This is a genomic window from Leptospira biflexa serovar Patoc strain 'Patoc 1 (Paris)' (genome assembly GCF_000017685.1).
Classification (GTDB): domain Bacteria; phylum Spirochaetota; class Leptospiria; order Leptospirales; family Leptospiraceae; genus Leptospira_A; species Leptospira_A biflexa.
Map to the genome: position 1 here is coordinate 1,878,570 of NC_010602.1, position 19,209 is coordinate 1,897,778.

A 19,209-nucleotide genomic window follows, 5' to 3' on the forward strand; every position below is an offset into this window, starting at 1 on the left:
CTAGCGAATCTTAGAAATGTTTTGTTTGTTTCGCTGCCGACTCGAAGAGAATCGAATGCGACCAGATTTCAGAATCCTTTTACGACTCTGTCATCACAACCGATCGATCAGTTAGTTTATACCAGCTCCAAATTCGTTGGCACTTCTTCATAATTGAGATCACGGCGGACGGGTCGAAACCCACCTTCCTTAAGGAATTTTCTCGCTTCCTTCTCCGTTTTCAGTCCAAATGAACGGAGGACATTTTCTTCAATCACAACAGAAGATATATCATCGGCTCCTGAATAGAGTGCCAGTTGTCCAACCCCTTTCCCTAGCACCATCACAGAAGTTTCAATGTGTTGGATATTATCGAGGAAAATTCGGCAGATCCCAAGCACCTTCAAATACTCATGTGTCGGAACAGGCCTCACTTTGAACCGTTTGGTTTGGGGTTGGAAGGTCCAAGGGATAAAAGACAAAAACCCACCGGTACGATCTTGTAAATCTCGCACCACCTGCAAGTGTTCCATCACTTCCTCTTCTGTTTCTTCCGATCCAAATACGATATTGGCAGAGCCTTTGAGTCCCACTTCGTGGCAGGTTTCCATGGCTCGAACCCACTCCGCCACCGTTGCTTTCTTCGGAGAGATGATTTGGCGCATCCTTTCTGTGAGGATTTCTGCCCCGGCACCCGGGACTGAATCAAGTCCTGCTTCTTTTAAAATTTCTAAAACTTCACGGAGTGGTTTTCCTGTAATGGTCTCCAGGTTGATTACCTCTACCGGGGAAAAGGCTCGGATATGCATTTTAGGGTATTTGGCTTTTACGGTGCGAATCACGTCCAAATAATAATCAAAAGGAAGCTCTGGATACACCCCTCCCTGTAAGAACATTTGGTCGGCCCCTTCTTCCATGGCATAGTCCATCTTTTGCAGGATGTCTTCTTTGGAGAGGACATATCCCTTCCCATTCCCAATTTCATCCATGAAGGAACAAAAACTACATTCAACATTACAATAATTGGTATAGTTCACCACCCGAAACATGGTGTAACTTGCCTCGGAATGAGGACGTATCTTCTCTCGGAGGAAACGTGCCACCATTTGGATTTTCAGAAAGTCTCCTTCTTTGTAGAGAAGGAGTCCCTCTTTTGGTGAGATGCGTTTGCCTTCCGTAGCCTTCAAAAGGACGGAATCGACTGGATCATTCGGGTTCAGGGAAAAGGAGGCTAAATTCATATCTCTACCTACTTGGACAGGAAATCTTCTGACATATCCCTGTAAAAACCGAATTTTCCTGGACATTCATTTTTCTATAGAAATCCTAGGAAATACCAAACACCTTAAGGGCATAAATATAAATGGATATCGGAAGAATTCTCTTTCACCTATTATTCACAGCTTTTTTCGTCGTGGCAAACGTAGTGTTTGTCCGCGCTATCCTTTACAGGCTCGGATTGATCTTCAACGGTCGTCCTGCATTTTTTAACGAAGATGCAAAAAAGAACCTGAACATCGGATTCCGTTTAAAAAGTTTTTTGATAAACGTAATCTTACAAAAAAAGAACTTCCGTGAACCTGTACGCGGGATCATGCACGCCTTTGTTTTTTATGGATTTATCGTCTATACGATCCATACAACAAGCCAAATGATCGCGGGTGTCTTCGGTTATGCCATGGAAGACCCTTATCAATTTGCACTACCCAATTTTTTATTTGGGGAAACTGCAAACCATCTCTATGAACAAACTGTTAACTATGTATCCATTTTAGTTTTAACTGGTCTCGGTTTTTTTGCTTGGAGACGTTGGATCCAAAAAGCAAAAGGTTTGGACGTTCACTCACCTGCTTCTGCCATTGTGATCAGTATGATTGCAACGCTTATGGTGACCACCTTACTTGGGAATGGTGCTAAGACTGTTGCGGCAACTTACTACACACATGCAGGTTTCATCGATGGTGCCATCGGAAGTCTTTGGGAATCAATCGGAGTAGCAAACTCTTCTGCGGATATCGTTTTCCAAATCATGTGGTGGGGCCATATCATCACTGTTTTCTCTTTTATGTTGTATGTTCCTACATCCAAACATGCTCACTTGATCTTTGCTCCATTTAACTACTTCCTTGCCACTGACACTCCCAAAGGACAGTTATCGAAACTCAATTTGGATGATGAAAATGCAGTTTGGGGATCCAACCGTGTGGAAGATTTCCCTTGGCCAAACCTACTCGATGGAATGTCTTGCATTGAATGCGGACGTTGCCAAGTGGAGTGCCCTGCCAACAGAACGGGTAAAGTATTAAATCCAAAAGCTATCATTGTCGAACTCAAACACCAAATGTTAGAGAAAATGCCTGAGGTTGCTTCCGCTCGTGCTGGCAAAACTCCAGAAGAAGCGGCAGAAGCAGTTGCGGCTCTTGACACAGGTGTCATCAACTCTCATGAAGGCCTTAGCGAAGAAGCACTTTGGGGATGTACCACTTGTTATGCGTGCGTTGAAGCATGCCCTGTTGGAAACAACCAAGTAAACGCCATCATTGAGATGCGCCGTCACTTAGTCCTTGCTGAATCCAAAATGAGTCCAGAACTCCAAAAAGCCTTCACCAACATGGAAAACAATTCTAACCCATGGGGAGTTGGTGCACACACAAGAGCAGACTGGGCAGATGGCTTAAACGTAAAAGTACTCTCAGAAGCAGAAGACAAAAACGTAGATGTTCTCTATTGGGTAGGTTGTGCTGGTGCTTTTGATGAAAGAAATAAAAAGATCTCTCGTGACTTTGTCAAAATCATGCAAAAAGCAGATGTGAACTTTGGTATCCTTGGAACTGAAGAAGGATGTTCGGGAGACTCGGCTCGCCGTGGTGGTAACGAATACCTATACCAAACATTAGCACAAACAAACGTAGACACAATCAACGGTTACGGAATCAAAAAGATCGTAACCGCTTGTCCACATTGTTACAACACGATCAAAAACGAATATCCACAATTTGGTGGGAACTTCGAAGTCATCCACCACTCGGAATACATCAACCAACTATCCAAAGATGGAAAAATCGATGTAAAAGTGGCCGATGATGCCAAAACTGGAAAGTATACGTATCACGACTCTTGTTACATCGGTCGTTATAACAACAATTACGACAACCCTCGTGATGTTGTGAAAAAGGTATCTGGTGGTAAAATAGAAGAAGCAGTCGACCATCACTCCAAAGGACTTTGTTGTGGTGCAGGTGGTGCGCAGTACTGGATGGAAGAACATGTAGATGAGTCCAACCCAGAAAGTATGCGTGTGAATAGCAAACGTACAGGACAACTCCTCGATACAGGTGCCACAACCATTGCTACAGCCTGCCCATTCTGTATCACAATGATCACAGACGGAGTCAAAGCTGCGGAAAAAATTGACTCTGTCAAAGTAAAAGACATTGCAGAACTTGTAGCCGAAAATATCGACTAACAAGATCATAGGGGAAATATGAGATTCGCAGATTTCCCCTATCTAATTTCCACATTCAGTCCCAGGAAGGAAACCGTATGGAATTCTTTTTGGGACTTTTGTTGTACGCATACGAAAGCGTTTGGCCAAAAACTGCCAAAACTCCAAAGATTGTTTCTCGTAAACTTACTTTTGTTTGTTTTCGTTTTTGGAATTCCAGCCGAATCTAAAAAACAAACCTTCCAGCCTAACCCAGATGATGGGATCACCATTATTGTGGAAAAAGGACAAACCTTAAGCATTATTTCCAAAACCTATTTGGATGATCCGAGGAAATGGAAGGAACTTCTGAAATCCAACCAAATCGACAATCCCAATCTCATCATCCCAGGCATGAAACTATGGATCCCAAAAAGTTTAGGGAAAAAACCTCTCGCCGACTTACAACGGTTCACCGGCACAACTGAAGTTTTAAAAATTTCTCAAAAACAAAATGATTGGGCCAAAGGAAATATTGGCGAAGGACTGTATGCGAAGGATGAGGTACGAACCTTAAAAGAATCGGAAGCACAATTTGTTTTTCAATCGGGGTCTCGATTTGAAATCACAGAAAATAGCCATGTAATTATGGAACGCGGAAAAACTGATTCGGAACCAGATGAAGTATTTTTACGACAAGGACGCATTCGCTCCCTCATTCCTAAATCAAAATCACCTAACCAAAAAATGTTTTTATTAAAAACAGAATCGGCTGAGTCTGTTGTCAAAGGAACTGATTTTATAACGGAAGTGGATACTGCGGGAAATACAACTTTAAGTTGTTATGAAGGAAGTGTTGCGGTATCGGCAGAAAAAGTAACCGTACTCGTCAACCAAGGCTTTGCCACCTATGTTGAAAAAGGAAAGGCACCTTTAAAACCATTCCCTGTTCCAAACCCTCCCATCCCAAACAACCAATGACGTTACAAAACATTCCAATTCAGTTTGTTTTTTTCTCTATTTTTCTTTTTTGGTTTTGGAATCCTCTTTTCGCCAAACAAATCCAATTTGCACTGGTTCCTGATAGAGAAGATATCATCCAATATGAAATTGAACTATGGAAATCAGATGTTTTGGAATTGGAAATTCCCTTTCGTGTTTTATCGAACCCAGGACAGGTCAATTTATTCATTCCAGATGGATATGAATACTTTCGGATTCGTGCCGTTGCCAAACGAAAGGTAAGAGGGTATTGGACTGAACTTTACGAAGTGAATCAATTTGGTAAAAAGAAAAAACCAAAAGAAACACCCATCGTCAAAATTCCGGTCAAAACGGATGTCCTCGTCCCGATCCTGACCAAAGAAGGAAATTCTGAATTATTTTTAACAACGAGTCAAATTGTAATCGTTCCCGTCTCGATTGGGAAACATTTTAAAATCCAATATCGTATCAATTCAGGACCATGGCAAAAGTCTACCTCTCCAGAACTGAATTTTTTAAAGGATGGCAGTTACCGCTTAGAATACAAAGTTACAAATGAATTGGGTGTCTCTGACGGGATGCAAGTTTGGGAATTCAAAGTGGATTCTACTCCTCCAGAAACCTCTATCAATTTTTTACATCCAACGTTTCAAAAAAATGGTAAGTCCTTTATCTCAAATCAAAATCCAATCCAAATTTTCGCAATCGATAGCGGATCTGGAATCAATTCCATACGATACCGAATGACCTGCAATGGAGCACAAAGCAGTGACTATATGGTTTGGAATGAGACATCTTGGAAGGAAATCCTTTCCAGTTGTCAAAAGGATTTACTATTGGAATTTAGTGCCATTGATCGTTTAGGCAACGAAGAAATCCCCAAAAAAATATACATTCAAAAATCGACCAAAGGCGAGTGAATGAAAACGTTCTTAGATAAAGGTCGAAATGTTTATTCGAATTTTATCTATGTCATTCGAACCAAATCGTTTTACAAACTATTTTTATCATTAGTTTTATTTATCATCTTACCGTATTCCATCATCGCAGGAAGGATGATTTATTTTGAATATGATAACGCCTTGGATTGGAACCAAAGATTCCAACTCATCAGAATCCAACTCCTAGCCATCGACATTGAAAATCAAATCCAAGACCAGCTGCAGAAAGAATTCACTAATCCAAAGAACAAATTGGAATCAAAAAAAAATTCAGATGAAATTAGAACATTTTGTAAACTAGACTCATCTGATTCAAAACAAGAAGTTTTTTTTCAAATGGTTCGTTGTCATTTTTCAGAAGAAGAACAATCTTATTTTCTTCTTTCAGATGGAAATGGATATCGAATATATCCAAGTACTTTCATTGAAGAAGCACTTCTAGACTCCCCTTTCAGTGATCCAAATGAAGGCCTTTTTTTATTAAATTCAAAAGGTGATTTTGGTATTTCAGGTTTTATTGAAGATGATTTTTTAGTATCTGAGGAATGGAAAGAAAAAACAAAGTCTTCTCTCCAAACAAATTCAAATTTACCAACCTTAAAAGAGGTTAGGAAGGATGACTTGGGATTTTTTCTTGTGGGAGTTCCACTTTATGGATTGCCGATTCACTTATTTGTGGTGAGTCCCATTAATTTAGTATTACAACCAATTCTCTCTACTTTAAAAACAAACCTAACTACGTTATCTGGAATCCTTTTGTTTACATTTTTCATCTCATTCTTTATCTCTTTAAAAGAAATTGAATCAAAACAAAAATTAAAATTAATTCTAAAAGAATTCCCTCATGCTGCCATTTTGTATGATTCAACTGGGAATGTTCTTTTAGAAAATCCCCATATAGAACCGACGATCCAATTGAAAGATGTTTTTATATACCAAGACTCATTCGTTTTGTGGTTAAAAAAGGAAGTATTAGTATTTTTGAAAGAAATCAAAGACCAAAAAATGGAACAACAACAGCTTCGGAAAGAAGAACTGGAAGTGTTTACAAATAATGGAGAGAATCTTCTATTAGAAATCACATATCAAATTTGGTACTTAGAACAAGACCACCAATCTGCAAGCGGAGCCTTAATTCTAGTTCAGGATGTAACTAAAAAACGTCTCGAGTTTGAAAAAGAGATGGATTACGCAAGAGACTTACAAAAAAAATACCTCCCTTCACGGATTCAAATTTTTCCAAAATTAGATTATGAGATCCTCTATCGGCCACTCATCCAAGTGGGTGGTGATTATTATGATTATATCGATTTAGGGAACAATCGTTATATTTTTGCATTAGGTGATGTCATTGGTCATGGAGTGAAAGCTGCAATGATGATGACTGTCTTAAAAGTATTATTCCACCAAATTGCAAAAACAGAACCAGATCCTAGTCAAATTCTATTAAAAATGAACGAGGGTATCGCTACCCATTTTCCTGATCCTTATGCCTTTGTACCGTTTTTGTTTCTGTTGTTTGATATAAATCAAAATTTTGTTTATTATGGCAATGCGGGCCACCCTGGAATGGTTCATTTTTCCAAAAATGGTCCCGAGTGTTATGAAAAACTAAACCCGATGTTTGGAATGTTACCTAAGTTTTCACCCAAGGTTTTAGAATTTCCAATCACAAAAGGAGATCGATTCTATTTGTTTACGGATGGACTAAAAGATGTTGAAAATTTTAAACAAGAGAAACTCTGGGAAAATGAATTAATGGGGTTTTTCCATACCATGGAAAATAATCATATGTCTTTCATAAAACAAGAATTAGATTCCAAGATCAGATCTTTTTCAGAAGGAAAGGACCTATTAGATGACATCACTTGGATTGGTATTGATATCATTTAATCATTCTTCCAAGGGAGGATTGTCTAAAAGTTCAATTCCTTCATTGTTTTTATGAAAATAATTCATATCCCATTCTGTATCAAATAACAGAGCCATATTTCCAAACAAATCTTCTACTAAATTTGCATTGGATGGAATTTTACTTCGATCTTCTTTTTTCACCCATCTGGAAATTCCATACGGTAAAATATGAATGGAAGTGTCGGCTCCATATTCATCCTTTAATCGCCTTTGGAAGACCTCAAATTGTAATTTGCCCATGGCACCAATGATAGGGACACCACCGCCTATTGTACGTGAGGTGAAGAGATGCAAAATTCCTTCTTCTGCCAATTGGTCTAAACCTTTTTTAAACGATTTTAATTGTAAGGTGTCCTTACAAGAAATGGTCGCAAATAACTCAGGAGCAAAACTCGGAAGTGGACGTAATGGAGGAGTATTTCCAGTAGAAAGTACATCACCAATTTTATAGGTCCCAGGATTCACAAGACCGATAATGTCTCCAGGATAGGCTAAATCGACTGTGTTTCGGTCTTGTCCAAAAAAAGCAAAACTCGAAGACAGTTTCACAGGTTTATCCAAACGGTTGTGGTTTACATTCAAACCTCTTTCAAACACGCCAGAACAAATTCGTAAAAAAGCAATTCGATCACGATGGGCTTTGTTCATATTGGCTTGCACCTTAAAAACAAATGCACTGAAAGGGGAATTCACTGGATCTAAATAGTTTCCATCACGGAGTGGAATGTGGTCTGGACCTGGGGCAAGTTCCAAAAATTTATTTAAAAACAATTCGATTCCGAAGTTATTTACCGCCGAACCGAAGTATACGGGAGTTTCTTTGCCTAATAAAAAGGAATTTTTATCTACTTGTCCAATTCCATTTTCCACCAAATCAATTTGTTCACGGAATGCCTTTACAATTTCCTCATCAAACTGATCGTCAAGACTTGTATCATTGGGACCTGCCATTCGAAAGCCCGCTTTTTGTTTGCCTCCAGGAGTCCGATCAAATAGATACAATTGTTGGTCTCTTAAATCATAAACTCCCTTAAAATCAAATCCTGTTCCCAAAGGCCAAACATCAGGAACGGCTTTGATGCCCAAAACTTTTTCGATTTCATCCAAGAGCGCATACAAATCTTTTGTCGGACGATCCATTTTATTGATAAAAGTGATGATGGGAATCCCACGATCCCGACAAACTCGGAATAATTTGATGGTTTGTGGTTCCACTCCTTTTCCAGCATCTAACACCATGACGGCGGTATCTGCCGCCATCAAAGTTCTGTAGGTGTCTTCCGAAAAGTCTTCGTGGCCTGGAGTGTCGAGTAAATTGAGGATATGGTTTTTATATTCAAATTGTAAGGCAGCAGATGTGATGGAAATCCCTCTTTCCTTCTCCATCGCCATCCAATCAGAGGTAGCGGATTTCCCTTCTTTTTTGGCTTTCACGGCCCCTGCCAGTTGGATGGCACCTCCGTAGAGGAGTAATTTTTCAGTCAGGGTGGTTTTCCCGGCATCCGGGTGCGCAATGATTGCGAATGTTTTCCTGCGATTGACTTCTTTTTCTATGATTTCAGGGGACATAATGACTATTCCATATTGCCTAAATTGGCGATTCTGTCGAGAATAAAGAAAGAATCAGGTTCCTTTCCCCAAGGAAGGGTTGACTCTAGAATTATGTCCCTTTAAACTGGGGACAGAGGGAGAGTTTTTTGCGAAAGTTTGTCACTACTATCTTTCTTTTGGTCTGCACCCAAATTTTACCTCTAGACTTTCCCAATTTTTCTTTGGGTGAAGAGAATGCCAAGGAAGAATTCAAACGGGGACTCACTTATAAAAATTTAAGAGAGTATTCTGCCGCAAAAGAACGTTTTCAAAAAGCTGTTAATTTAAAAAAAGATTTCCATTTAGCTCGGCTTGAGCTATCCAATAACTACTATTTGTTAGGCGAATGGGAGGAAGCTCTCGATGAATTGGAAATTTTAGCCACTAAGGCTAAAAATGATTTACTCATTTCCAATAAAATAGAAACACTACGGCTTGCCATTGCAGGTGGTGTGACGGAAAAAGAAAAAATATATTTTAAAACCATTGAAGGAGATTCCATTCGTGGTTTCCGATTTCGTAATCCTGTTGATATAACATTTGATGAAGACGGAAATTTTTATGTGGCTGGATTTGATACATCCAACGTCATTAAATTCAATGCAGCAGGAACTCCAATTTCTAATTGGAGAGGCGGAATCACTCGTAAACTAGAAAGGCCAGTCTCACTTGTATATCAAAACCAAAAAATTTATATCGCTGACTTTCTTCGTGATGAAGTTTTGATTTTTGATTTAAATGGTAGTTTTTTATCTTCCATCGGCGGACCAGGCAAAGGACCTGGTCAATTCAGAGGCCCCTCTTCCATTTGTTTTGATCGATCTGGTAATTTATTTGTAGCGGATTCAGGAAATGGTCGAATCCAAAAGTTCAATTCGAATGGGCAATTTGTATTAGAAATTTCTGGAATGGGAAATTCAAAATTAATCAATCCATCTGGGATTACGGTCGATGCAAATAAACTGTATGTAGTTGATAAAGACAAAGTTCAAGTACATATTTTTGATGGTGATGGTAATACTTTGGAAACCATCTCCAAACCTGAATGGAAAAAACCTCGTAATATCAAAATTTTAGAAAATCAAATATTTTTAACTGATGAACTCACTGGTATATGGACCTACTCTCTGTTAAATGGTGATTGGACCCAACTTCCTAAATTTCGAGATAAAAAGGGTGTATATCGAGTATTATTTCGGCCATTTGCGGCCAATATGGATGGGACGGGAAGTTTATATTTCGTTGATTTTGGAAAACATAGAATCGATATATTTTCCCAAAAAAACAATCTCCTATCCAATTTGGATTTGAAAATTGAATCCATTGATACCTCTGATTTTCCCAATATTCACATTTACACTCGAGTCAAAAACAGAGGTGGAAAAGAATTGGTAGGAATCGATCGATTAAGTTTTCGAATATTCGAGAATGATAATATGACTCCCTTATTTTCACTCGCGAATAAAAACAAAGTAAATGAAAAATTGAATCTCGCTATCATATACGAAAATAGTGAATCTTTAAAAAAAGGAAAACTGAGCTTAGAGGATGGACTATTCCCCCTGTTTCGTTCCTTACATGATACGGATCACGTGGCGGTTTATCGTGCAGGAAAAGATAGCCAGCTCATCTTGCGAGAAACCGTGTCCCTCCGAGATATTTTGGCAAAAATTAGAGACGGCCAACCAGAAGAGAAACATAATTTTGGAAAGGCAAGTATCGCCGCTTTAAAAAAGTTATCAATGGAAATTGGTCCAAAAGCCTTGGTTTATTTAGTTTCAAAAGAGGCAAAAGAAGATAGTTTTTACCAATACCAAAAATCAAGAATTGTCACTTATGCAAAAGCCCACTCCATTCCTATCTATGTATTAACAACCAATCCAAATCCATCCTATGAAGAATCCTGGTCAGATATCACAAGTCCTACCAATGGAAAGTATATCTATTTGGATGGTGAAGGTGAGGAACGTGAATTGTACAAACAATTCAGATCGCATTTGGATTATCGTTACATCCTTTCTTACAAAACAGACACAAATCCAGAACTCATCAACCGGTACATCAAAATTGGAATTGGAGTGAATCATCGAGGGGTCAAAGGCCGAGATGAAGGAGGTTATTTTGTTCCAGAACCTCGTTAGCCGAAAACTCAAATTTTTATCTGTTTTGGTATTGGGATTCACTACCAATATTATTTTTGCTGAAAGTACAGCCTTGGAAGATATTGCAGAGGCAAAAATTTTTCAATCGGGAAACAATTGTAGGAAAGCAATACCACTCTATCAGTCTGCCTTACAAAAAAATAGGAATTCAATCGATGCTAAATTAGGAATTGCTGACTGTAGTTATAAATTAGGTTCGTTTAAAGAAGGTAAAAAGTTTTATTTAGAAATCTTACAAAGAGAATCTAAATTTATCCCTGCTGTTACAGGTTTATCAGAAATTTATTTAGTTGAAAATGACTTTAAATCAATCAATGAATTAATCCAACCACTACTTTCGGAATTTCCGAATCACAGTGGCCTAAGAATTACAGAGGCAAAGTCCCTTTTGAAACAAGGGAAAATTGATTCTGCTTTATATAAAATAAAAAGTTTATCAGAAAAATTGGATGAACCTTCAGATTTATTACGTATGTTAGCTGAGCTCTATTTCTCAAAGAATCATTATGAAGATGCATTAAATACTGTTGATTCCTATACAAAAAAAGAGCCGAATGATCCATCTGGATTTTCGTTTAAAGCTAAAGTCTTATTATATCAAAATTACTTTAAGCCTGACGCATTATTATCAATTTTACCTCTGGTAAAAGAATCACTCGATAATGCACTTAATTTAGATGATAAAAATGAAGAAGCACGTTTTTATTCTGTGTATCATGATCTGATCCTATCGAATGCAAACAATGACAAAGGATTAAAAACCAAAGCTTTTAAAAGAATATATGAATTAGCTCGTGAATTTCCTGACAATCAAATGTATCATAGTTTGGAAGCAAACATTGCATGGGAGTTGGGCGAAACAAAATTTGCAGCTTTCCATTACCGAAGGGCATTGTCTCTAGATGATTTAGATGAAGTTTTAAGATTTGAGGCTGAAGAATACTCCATTGAGTTCGAAAAAGAGGAATCTAAACTGAGACGGGAACTAGGTGAATATAGAAAGGACCGTTTTTATTCAGAAAAACATTCGTTATACCACCAAAGTAGCCTTTTTCATTTATTTCGTGCCCGAGATTTAAGTGCACAAACTCCGATCATCCGCAGAGAATTATTAGATTTTTATAATCAGTCAGGTGACGCAGTAAAATACACAAATTTATTACTTCGTTTACGGGAAGAAGATCCAAATTCATTTAAATTACAAAACAAATTAGAATTTGTAATCAAAAACATTAAAGATTCCATCGAATTTAAAGAAGGTTATATTCAAATTGATGCAAATTCAGTTGCGAATCATTCAGTTCGATTTAGTCCCGAAGTATATGTATTTGATTTAGAATCGATTTCACCTTTTCCTTATCATTTACAAGCGGGAAGATTATTTGCAGAAGCAATTAGATACCAATTAAAAAATATGTTGTCTGTCCGTGTGATCGAAGGAAGTGAATTCAAACAAATTCGAGCATTACTAAAAGAATCAAGTTACCATCCATTCTCTCAAACCATTCCCTTTACCATTGACAATCTCCACCACTTAGATACAAAAAGACGAAATGCGACAAAGATCCGTTATGTGGTTCATGGTCGTTACCAAATTCAGAATGGAGACATTAAGTTTGAAATTTCTGTTTATGATCGGGATTTACTGAAGGACATTGTGACTTGGAAAACAAACCAAAGGGGCCGGGATAGTTTACCTACCATTGTTCATAGAATTGCAGAAAGAATCAAAAATACCTTACCCATCGAAGGTAAAATATTAAAAATAAAGAAAGATGAAGTCATCATTTCACTTGGAAAAGATGACGGTCTTAAACCCAATTCAAAACTCCTTTTCCAAAGGAGAGGAAAAACGTTATTTGAAGGTGATATTTTGATATTAGGTAAATCCATTGCAAGTATCAAACCAAAACAACGAGGATGGGAAAAAGAACTTGCTACTGGAGACGATGTGGTTCTATCAAAGGACTAGAATAAAACCTTGAAACATATGTAAGTAATGCATCGGAAATTCGAATTTCTTTTTCCTTATCCAAAGTTTCCAGTTCTAATTGGCAAATGTTCCCATCCATATAAAGAGAGATCACCTCTTCTTTTAAAAAACACTCAGTCAAGATCGGGCGTAATTTTTTGAAATCCTTTTTTTCTAAAATTAATTTTCCTTTCGAAAATTCATAATTGGATTGAATGCGATGGATATTTTGGTTTGGGGTCAGTTTCCATTCGAGATCTACATTGGGATAAAAGTATACATTCCCCTTCTCATACTGAAATTCACCCTTGGATAAAGTTCTTTTGATCACTTCATTTTCAAAACGTAGGGACTCGGTATCAGATTGATTGCGGTCTAAAAAACTAACCTGAACTTCTCCGATACCATTCTGTTTCTCAACCATTCGAACAAAAAGAATCTGTTCTTTCCCTAGGACTTGAGATTCTTCCTGGATCCTTTGTAAGACTTCTTTTGAAAGACCGGGAGAAAGGTTCTTCTTTTTTTTGAAAAATAATGTCATTTTCTTACTTTCTCCCTTCTAAACATTATGGATACATTCATTTTCCAATCCCAATTTCCAGTCAAACGCGAGGATTTGTTTGCCTTTCATGAAAGACCGATTGGATTTGAAACTTTGATGCAAGCAAATAAAGGCATTCGTGTCTTACAAAAACCGAATTCCCTTGCCGTCGGTGAAACGGCAGTTTTAAAAGTTCCCATCCTACCTTTCCTTTCCACGATTTGGATCGCAAAACACACAAAATACGAAAAAAACAAACTATTCCAAGACAACCAAGAAAAAGGCCCTTTTCTCAAATTTTTACATACACACCGATTTTTGGATGTAGAAGGAAACACAAACCAATCCATTTTATCTGATGAAGTTCAAATCAATTTTTACGTATGGCCCATTTCTAAATACTTTCTTTATCCTATGTTATATTTGATGTTTCGAAAAAGGCATCAACTAACAGCTGATTTTTTATCTGTAAAACACAAATTAATTTTTAGCGGGTATACGAGATCCGTAATCAATTAACTGTCGATTGTATTCCTTATCCATTAGAGGAGAAGAAATCAAAAAATCAGCACTGGATCTATTGCATGCCATTGGAATATTATACAATACTGCGATTCGCAGGAGTGCTTTGACATCTGGGTCATGGGGTTGTGCTGATAGTGGATCCCAAAAGAATACCATAAAATCTATCGAATCTTCAACGATTTTCGAACCAATTTGTTGGTCACCACCTAAGGGACCAGAAATGAAACGAAATACGGGTAAACCAATTTGTTCATGGATCAATTTTCCTGTTGTCCCAGTCGCGGAAAGATGGTGTTTGCTTAAAGTTCCCTTATTGTATTTCACCCAATCCAATAGATCTTCTTTTCTGTTGTCATGTGCAATGAGAACGATCTTTTTAGTCGTCTCCATTTTTCTCTGAATTAATACCATAAATTGATAGTTCTTGCCAATATCCAGGATTCAAGGAAAGTTTCCCTGAAATGGTAAATCCACACCGATTTTTTTGGATCATGTTCGTCCTTTGTTTCCCTACCTTCGTCTTTGCGACTGACTCCATGAAAACGGGAGAACCGAGGGTAGAATCGATTTTACCCTCAAAACCCGAATCAGGTTCTCCTTGGGGGGATACGAGCCTGTCCGTGGATACCATACCAGTCCTTGATCTCGTGGATGAAAAAAATTCACAAAAACGCTGGCAGGATGCGAGTAAAGAATACTCTCTTGCTTTGGAAGGATTTGAGTCTGGGAAAAAAGGAATCGAAAAACGAAGAGAAGATTTCAAAAAAGATATATTTTACGAAGATCGTTATGAGTGGCAGAAAGTAAGTCGCAGGGAAAATAAAGAAAAAGAATTCCAAAAGCAACTTTATGATCTTAGATCGCAAACAACCCTACGATTGGTAAAAGCGATGAACGTTTTGGATAAAATTGAAAATCCAAAGGTAAAAGAAAGTGCATCCTATCTGGACCTAAAGTCTGGGATTTATCGTGAGTACATCAAACACCAGGAATTTTTTAAGAATTATTTACAAGTAATTGATTTTACCCATCGATACATTGAAATTTCGTCCAAAAATGAAATGGAAGCCGAACCCCATCGATTGCTTGCCCTTTCATATGAAAAAATGGAACAAACCGCCCAACGATCCAAAAACCAAGAACTCTATTATGAATTCAAAGAACTAAAGAAAAAACATCTATTACGTTTTGCGGAACTACATTATGGCCGCGAATCAAAAGAATACGCGGCAATTGAGGAAAAAGTGGCTAAGGATTTTTAAGTTTAAAGAAGGCCTAATTTCTTTTTTAATGCCCGATTTTCCTCTACCAATTCCTTAATTTCTTGTTCCGTATATTCAAAGAGTCGATCCTGCGCCCTTAGAATTTTATCCAAATTCATCTCTTCAATTCGGGAATAATTCAAAACTTCTTCCGTAGCTTTTTGTAATTCAAGAGCTTGTTTTAATTCTTTTTCCCTAAGTTCATCCAGCTGTTGGATTGCCTTGACTCTTTCATGAAGTTCAATGAGTTCTTGGTTCTTCATATCGTTTACTTTTTCCAATGCAGAATTGATACCCGCTTGGGAACGTTTTACCAATTCCTCATATTGGAGAATAGAACGTAAGGCTTCGTTTTCTTTTTTGGATTCTTCGTATTCTTGGTGGGCTAAGGAAAATACACCTTCAAAAAACCCCACATTTTCTAAACAGGAATTGCCGATATCCAATGCAGCTGCTTTATAAGACTCAGATTGGATGGTACGATCCAAAATCATTCTGAGTTCTCTCACATGGAGAGGATTTTCCAAAACAAGGTATTTCGGATGGGATTGTACTATCTCCTGGATTTGATTGGTACCATCCTCTGAGGATATGAGGATCAATGGAACAAAGGGACTGACTTCCCATTGGCTTTCAATTTTGGATTGGATTTCCTTCCATTCTTTGAATGTCACCTGGAGGAAAAGGATATGGATATCATTGGGTGTGATGGTGATCTGATCCAATTCTAACAAACCAATTTGATTGACTTGGATCTTGATTTTTGAATGTTTCCAAAGCTCCACGGGAAACGGACGGCCCTGGGAAAGATTCCAAATGTAAGAAGTTTTCAAACCCGATCTCCTAAATGACAACTACTCTCTATGGGACCGTAGACAGGGGAATTTTCTAGCAAATTTTGTATTATTTCTTCTTCGAAAAGCGATTTTTTACAATTTCCCATTTGTTCTCCCACCTGTCTCGTAATCGGAAATAAAATCCTAATTTGTTTCGGATGGATTCTGGTAATTTTGCATCCGTTCTTGAAATCATGATATAGATGGATAGAGTTGCGATGACAATATTGGCCGACCAAGGTCCCACCCAATCAGGAACATTCTCTTTATAAGAAATGCCTGAACCAAAGATAAAAAAAGTATAGTAGATGAGTAAAAATACCACTGCGAGCGTGAAACTCATCCCCTTCCCAGAACGTTTGACAACAAGCCCAAGGGGAAAGGATAAAAAGAAAAATATCTGACAGGAAAGTGGTGTTGCGAACCGTTTGTGGATTTCAACGTTAAAACCAGTTAATGTTTTTTTGGATTCATTTAGGAGTTCGGATAATTGAGTGAACAAAGCAAATTTTTGCGCCATTTCCTCTTGGTTTCCTGAATTGGCACCCATGATGATTTCATATTTAAATTGTTCCACCATTTGTTTTAAACCACCAACACCTTTGATCGACAGACCGTATTCCTTTAAGATCTCAAGGCCAGGTATCTTTTCTAATCCTTCCGATTCTATCGCATTTCGAATCTCGATTAACATAGGTAAGGAGAATGTATCAGGTTTTACATTGATGCTGAGTGTTTTACTTTCTTTTTTTGCTGGAGTGTTATAGTCCATTTCTCCATTCATAAAATTTGTGATTCCAATCGCATTGGTTTCCGGATCCCATTCAATCACGTAACCTTTTTTCAAACGGACAGATTTTTCGTATTCACCTGCGGCATTCTTTTTTTCTACAAGTAGACCTTCTTTGGCATTGATGACTTGTAACATTTTTGATCCACCCATGGGAACTGCTAAATTGTTCACCATAATGAAGTCAGTTCCAGCGGCAGATATGGCCCATTCTCTAATTTGTACGTTACTTAAATTTCCTTCTTCATCCACGCCACCCGAATACATGGTACGACCTTTTTCAGAAAAAAAATCCTGGGTTTTATCTCCAGAAAATTGACCTGGTTGGATGGCAAGGAGCGGGTTATAAGTAGCTATCCAATTATCAAAGTCTTTCATCTTACGAGTGTTTTCTGGTCCTAAATAAAAATTAAGGTATCCAACGATCAGAGTCATCAGAAAACCAAATACCAAAAAGTTGCTATAAATATAAGGAAATGATACACCGGAGGCACGCATGGCTGTGATTTCGGAATCGCCAGACAACCGTCCTGCTGCCATGATCCCAGACATAAGACAAGCCATAGGTATCGTCATCGGCAAGGTATTCCCAAAAACATATCCCATATAGTCCAATAAACGGAAGAAATCGACACCCTTTCCAACAAATAACCCAATCATTTTTTGGATCGCAACTGCCATATAAATCATGGTAAAAAACGATAACGCGACGAGAAAGGGGCTTAAAATCTCTTTTAAAATATAAATCCTAAGGATGGATGGTCTGAACCGTTTCCATTTTCCTAAACGATCAGTATCCACCATAAAACCTGGTGGCAAATCATCTTTGGAATGAACCCTAACGGTTCTTAGGTCAACTGGTTTAGACAATCAATTTCCCTTTGAGTGTAGCACTTGTGGCTTGTTCGATCAAAACATTTACTGTTTTCCCTATCCAATCGGATAAATCCTGGGACATTCCTTCTGGAATTGGAAAAACAACCATTCGACCGCAATGTGATCTACCACATAACTCTTGTTTTGATTTTTTGGAAGTATTTTCTATCAAAATGGAAAAGATCTTACCAATCTTAGAAGTATTTTTTTCTAAAGAGATTTTTGTTTGTAATTCAACAAGTTCGATAAGTCGGCGACTTTTTACTTCTTCTGGAACATCATCAATAAACTTCCGTTTTGCGATCGTTCCTTCTCTTTCTGAATATTTGAACATATAAGACATGTCAAATTTCACTTTTTTCACAACTTCCAAAGTTTCCAAAAATTCTTCTTCTGTTTCCCCTGGAAACCCAACGATGATATCAGATGTGATCCCGATGTCAGGAATCACAGATTGGATTTTCTTTACTAAATCCAAATACTCTTCCTTAGTATAACTACGTTTCATATCTCTAAGGACTTTCGAACTACCTGCTTGCAGTGGCATGTGAATTTGTGAAGAAAAACGATCCTCTTTTGCCATAAGAGAAATTAGATGGTCAGGAAAATCTTTGGGGTGTGGACTTGTGAATCTCACTCTTTCAATGGTGGTTTCTTTGAGAATTGATTCCACCAAGGCACAAAAGTCGTAGGACTCATAAGAGTAACTATTTACGTTTTGTCCAAGAAGGGTGACTTGTTTGACACCCATCTCTTGTAATTGTTTGATTTCGTGGATGATGGATTTTGGTTCTCGACTCCTCTCTCTCCCTCTCGTATAGGGAACCACACAAAACGTACAAAAATTATTACAACCGCGCATAATGGTAACGAAGGCTTGGATTCCATTGACTACCTTCGGTTCTAATTCATCATAGGTTTCTGATCTTGATAACCTTGTGAGTTGTACATCTTTTTCCCCATTTCGGATGTTTTGAATGAGCTCCGGTAGTGTTCGATAATTATCTGGGCCAACGATCAAATCCAAGGGTAACTCTTGGTGGAATAAATCTTCTCCCAAGTTTTGTGCCATACAACCAAGTACACCAATCACAAGGTTTGGATTTTTTTTCTTGAGATAACCTAAGGATTGTAATCTTCCGTAGATTTTTGCATGGGCATTTTCTCTGACAGCACAAGTATTTAAGAAAATAATATCACTTTCTTCGACTACATTTGTGGTTTCATAATGTTCCTTTCGAAAGAGTTCCTTAACAATGCCTGAGTCATATTCGTTCATTTGGCAGCCGTAGGTCTCCACATAGACCTTTCCCAATTGGATGGTGGGGGTAAGTGTTTGGCTTTCTGTCAAGGTAGGGTTCATAATGATATATTTTCCGGCGAAAATTCCTTGTAAAGCAAAGAAGGAAGGGG

General features: G+C 37.9%; 15 protein-coding genes. 8 read left to right on the plus strand and 7 right to left on the minus strand.

Annotated features, from left to right (window positions below; all coding sequences use genetic code 11):
- Positions 1-116: 116 nt before the first annotated feature.
- Positions 117-1,220 (minus strand): cyclic dehypoxanthinyl futalosine synthase, encoded by a 1,104-nt coding sequence (gene mqnC, locus LEPBI_RS08900; protein WP_012388785.1) that lies wholly within the window; start codon positions 1,218-1,220, stop codon positions 117-119.
- 122 nt (positions 1,221-1,342) lie between these two features.
- Between mqnC and LEPBI_RS08905 the strand changes: the two genes are divergently transcribed.
- Genes LEPBI_RS08905 through LEPBI_RS08920 form a run of 4 tightly spaced genes read left to right on the plus strand, consistent with a single transcriptional unit; the run spans position 1,343 to position 7,221 of the window.
- Complete coding sequence (locus LEPBI_RS08905) at positions 1,343-3,445, plus strand: (Fe-S)-binding protein (protein WP_012388786.1); 2,103 nt, start codon at positions 1,343-1,345, stop codon at positions 3,443-3,445.
- A gap of 18 nt (positions 3,446-3,463) precedes the next feature.
- The gene (locus LEPBI_RS08910) at positions 3,464-4,384 is read left to right on the plus strand and encodes a FecR family protein (RefSeq protein ID WP_012388787.1); all 921 of its coding nucleotides are present in this window, start codon (positions 3,464-3,466) and stop codon (positions 4,382-4,384) included.
- Complete coding sequence (locus tag LEPBI_RS08915; protein WP_012388788.1) at positions 4,381-5,307, plus strand: LBF_2017 N-terminal domain-containing protein; 927 nt, start codon at positions 4,381-4,383, stop codon at positions 5,305-5,307. Before LEPBI_RS08910 ends, LEPBI_RS08915 begins: the two co-directional genes overlap by 4 nt.
- The gene (locus LEPBI_RS08920) at positions 5,308-7,221 is read left to right on the plus strand and encodes a PP2C family protein-serine/threonine phosphatase (protein WP_012388789.1); all 1,914 of its coding nucleotides are present in this window, start codon (positions 5,308-5,310) and stop codon (positions 7,219-7,221) included.
- Here LEPBI_RS08920 and LEPBI_RS08925 read toward each other — a convergent pair whose 3' ends face one another.
- Complete coding sequence (locus tag LEPBI_RS08925) at positions 7,222-8,811, minus strand: peptide chain release factor 3 (protein WP_012388790.1); 1,590 nt, start codon at positions 8,809-8,811, stop codon at positions 7,222-7,224.
- A gap of 128 nt (positions 8,812-8,939) precedes the next feature.
- Between LEPBI_RS08925 and LEPBI_RS08930 the strand changes: the two genes are divergently transcribed.
- Both LEPBI_RS08930 and LEPBI_RS08935 read left to right on the plus strand, forming a co-directional pair.
- Positions 8,940-10,973, plus strand: a complete 2,034-nt coding sequence (locus LEPBI_RS08930) for a 6-bladed beta-propeller (RefSeq protein WP_012388791.1) — start codon at positions 8,940-8,942, stop codon at positions 10,971-10,973.
- Positions 10,954-12,966, plus strand: coding sequence for a tetratricopeptide repeat protein (locus LEPBI_RS08935; protein WP_012476280.1), 2,013 nt, complete (start codon positions 10,954-10,956; stop codon positions 12,964-12,966). The genes LEPBI_RS08930 and LEPBI_RS08935 overlap by 20 nt, the downstream gene beginning before the upstream one ends.
- On the opposite strand, the gene LEPBI_RS08940 is transcribed toward LEPBI_RS08935, so the two are convergent.
- The gene (locus tag LEPBI_RS08940; RefSeq protein ID WP_012388793.1) at positions 12,932-13,507 is read right to left on the minus strand and encodes a hypothetical protein; all 576 of its coding nucleotides are present in this window, start codon (positions 13,505-13,507) and stop codon (positions 12,932-12,934) included. The genes LEPBI_RS08935 and LEPBI_RS08940 overlap by 35 nt on opposite strands.
- Positions 13,508-13,534: 27 nt before the next feature.
- Between LEPBI_RS08940 and LEPBI_RS08945 the strand changes: the two genes are divergently transcribed.
- Positions 13,535-14,026 (plus strand): SRPBCC family protein, encoded by a 492-nt coding sequence (locus LEPBI_RS08945; RefSeq protein WP_012476281.1) that lies wholly within the window; start codon positions 13,535-13,537, stop codon positions 14,024-14,026.
- On the opposite strand, the gene LEPBI_RS08950 is transcribed toward LEPBI_RS08945, so the two are convergent.
- Positions 13,988-14,443: a methylglyoxal synthase gene (locus LEPBI_RS08950; RefSeq protein ID WP_012388795.1), complete on the minus strand. Its 456-nt coding sequence runs from the start codon at positions 14,441-14,443 to the stop codon at positions 13,988-13,990. The genes LEPBI_RS08945 and LEPBI_RS08950 overlap by 39 nt on opposite strands.
- 50 nt (positions 14,444-14,493) lie before the next feature.
- Here LEPBI_RS08950 and LEPBI_RS08955 point away from each other — a divergent pair, with 50 nt between their 5' ends.
- On the plus strand, positions 14,494-15,294 hold the full coding sequence (locus tag LEPBI_RS08955; protein WP_012388796.1) for an FcpA-related putative periplasmic flagellar protein: 801 nt from the start codon (positions 14,494-14,496) through the stop codon (positions 15,292-15,294).
- 2 nt (positions 15,295-15,296) lie between these two features.
- On the opposite strand, the gene LEPBI_RS08960 is transcribed toward LEPBI_RS08955, so the two are convergent.
- The 3 genes from LEPBI_RS08960 to miaB all read right to left on the minus strand — a co-directional run bounded on the left by LEPBI_RS08960 (position 15,297) and on the right by miaB (position 19,159).
- Positions 15,297-16,127, minus strand: coding sequence for a hypothetical protein (locus tag LEPBI_RS08960; protein WP_012388797.1), 831 nt, complete (start codon positions 16,125-16,127; stop codon positions 15,297-15,299).
- Positions 16,128-16,197: 70 nt separating this feature from the next.
- Complete coding sequence (locus tag LEPBI_RS08965; protein ID WP_012388798.1) at positions 16,198-17,790, minus strand: LptF/LptG family permease; 1,593 nt, start codon at positions 17,788-17,790, stop codon at positions 16,198-16,200.
- On the minus strand, positions 17,783-19,159 hold the full coding sequence (miaB, locus tag LEPBI_RS08970; protein ID WP_012388799.1) for a tRNA (N6-isopentenyl adenosine(37)-C2)-methylthiotransferase MiaB: 1,377 nt from the start codon (positions 19,157-19,159) through the stop codon (positions 17,783-17,785). The genes LEPBI_RS08965 and miaB overlap by 8 nt, the downstream gene beginning before the upstream one ends.
- Positions 19,160-19,209: the final 50 nt, after the last annotated feature.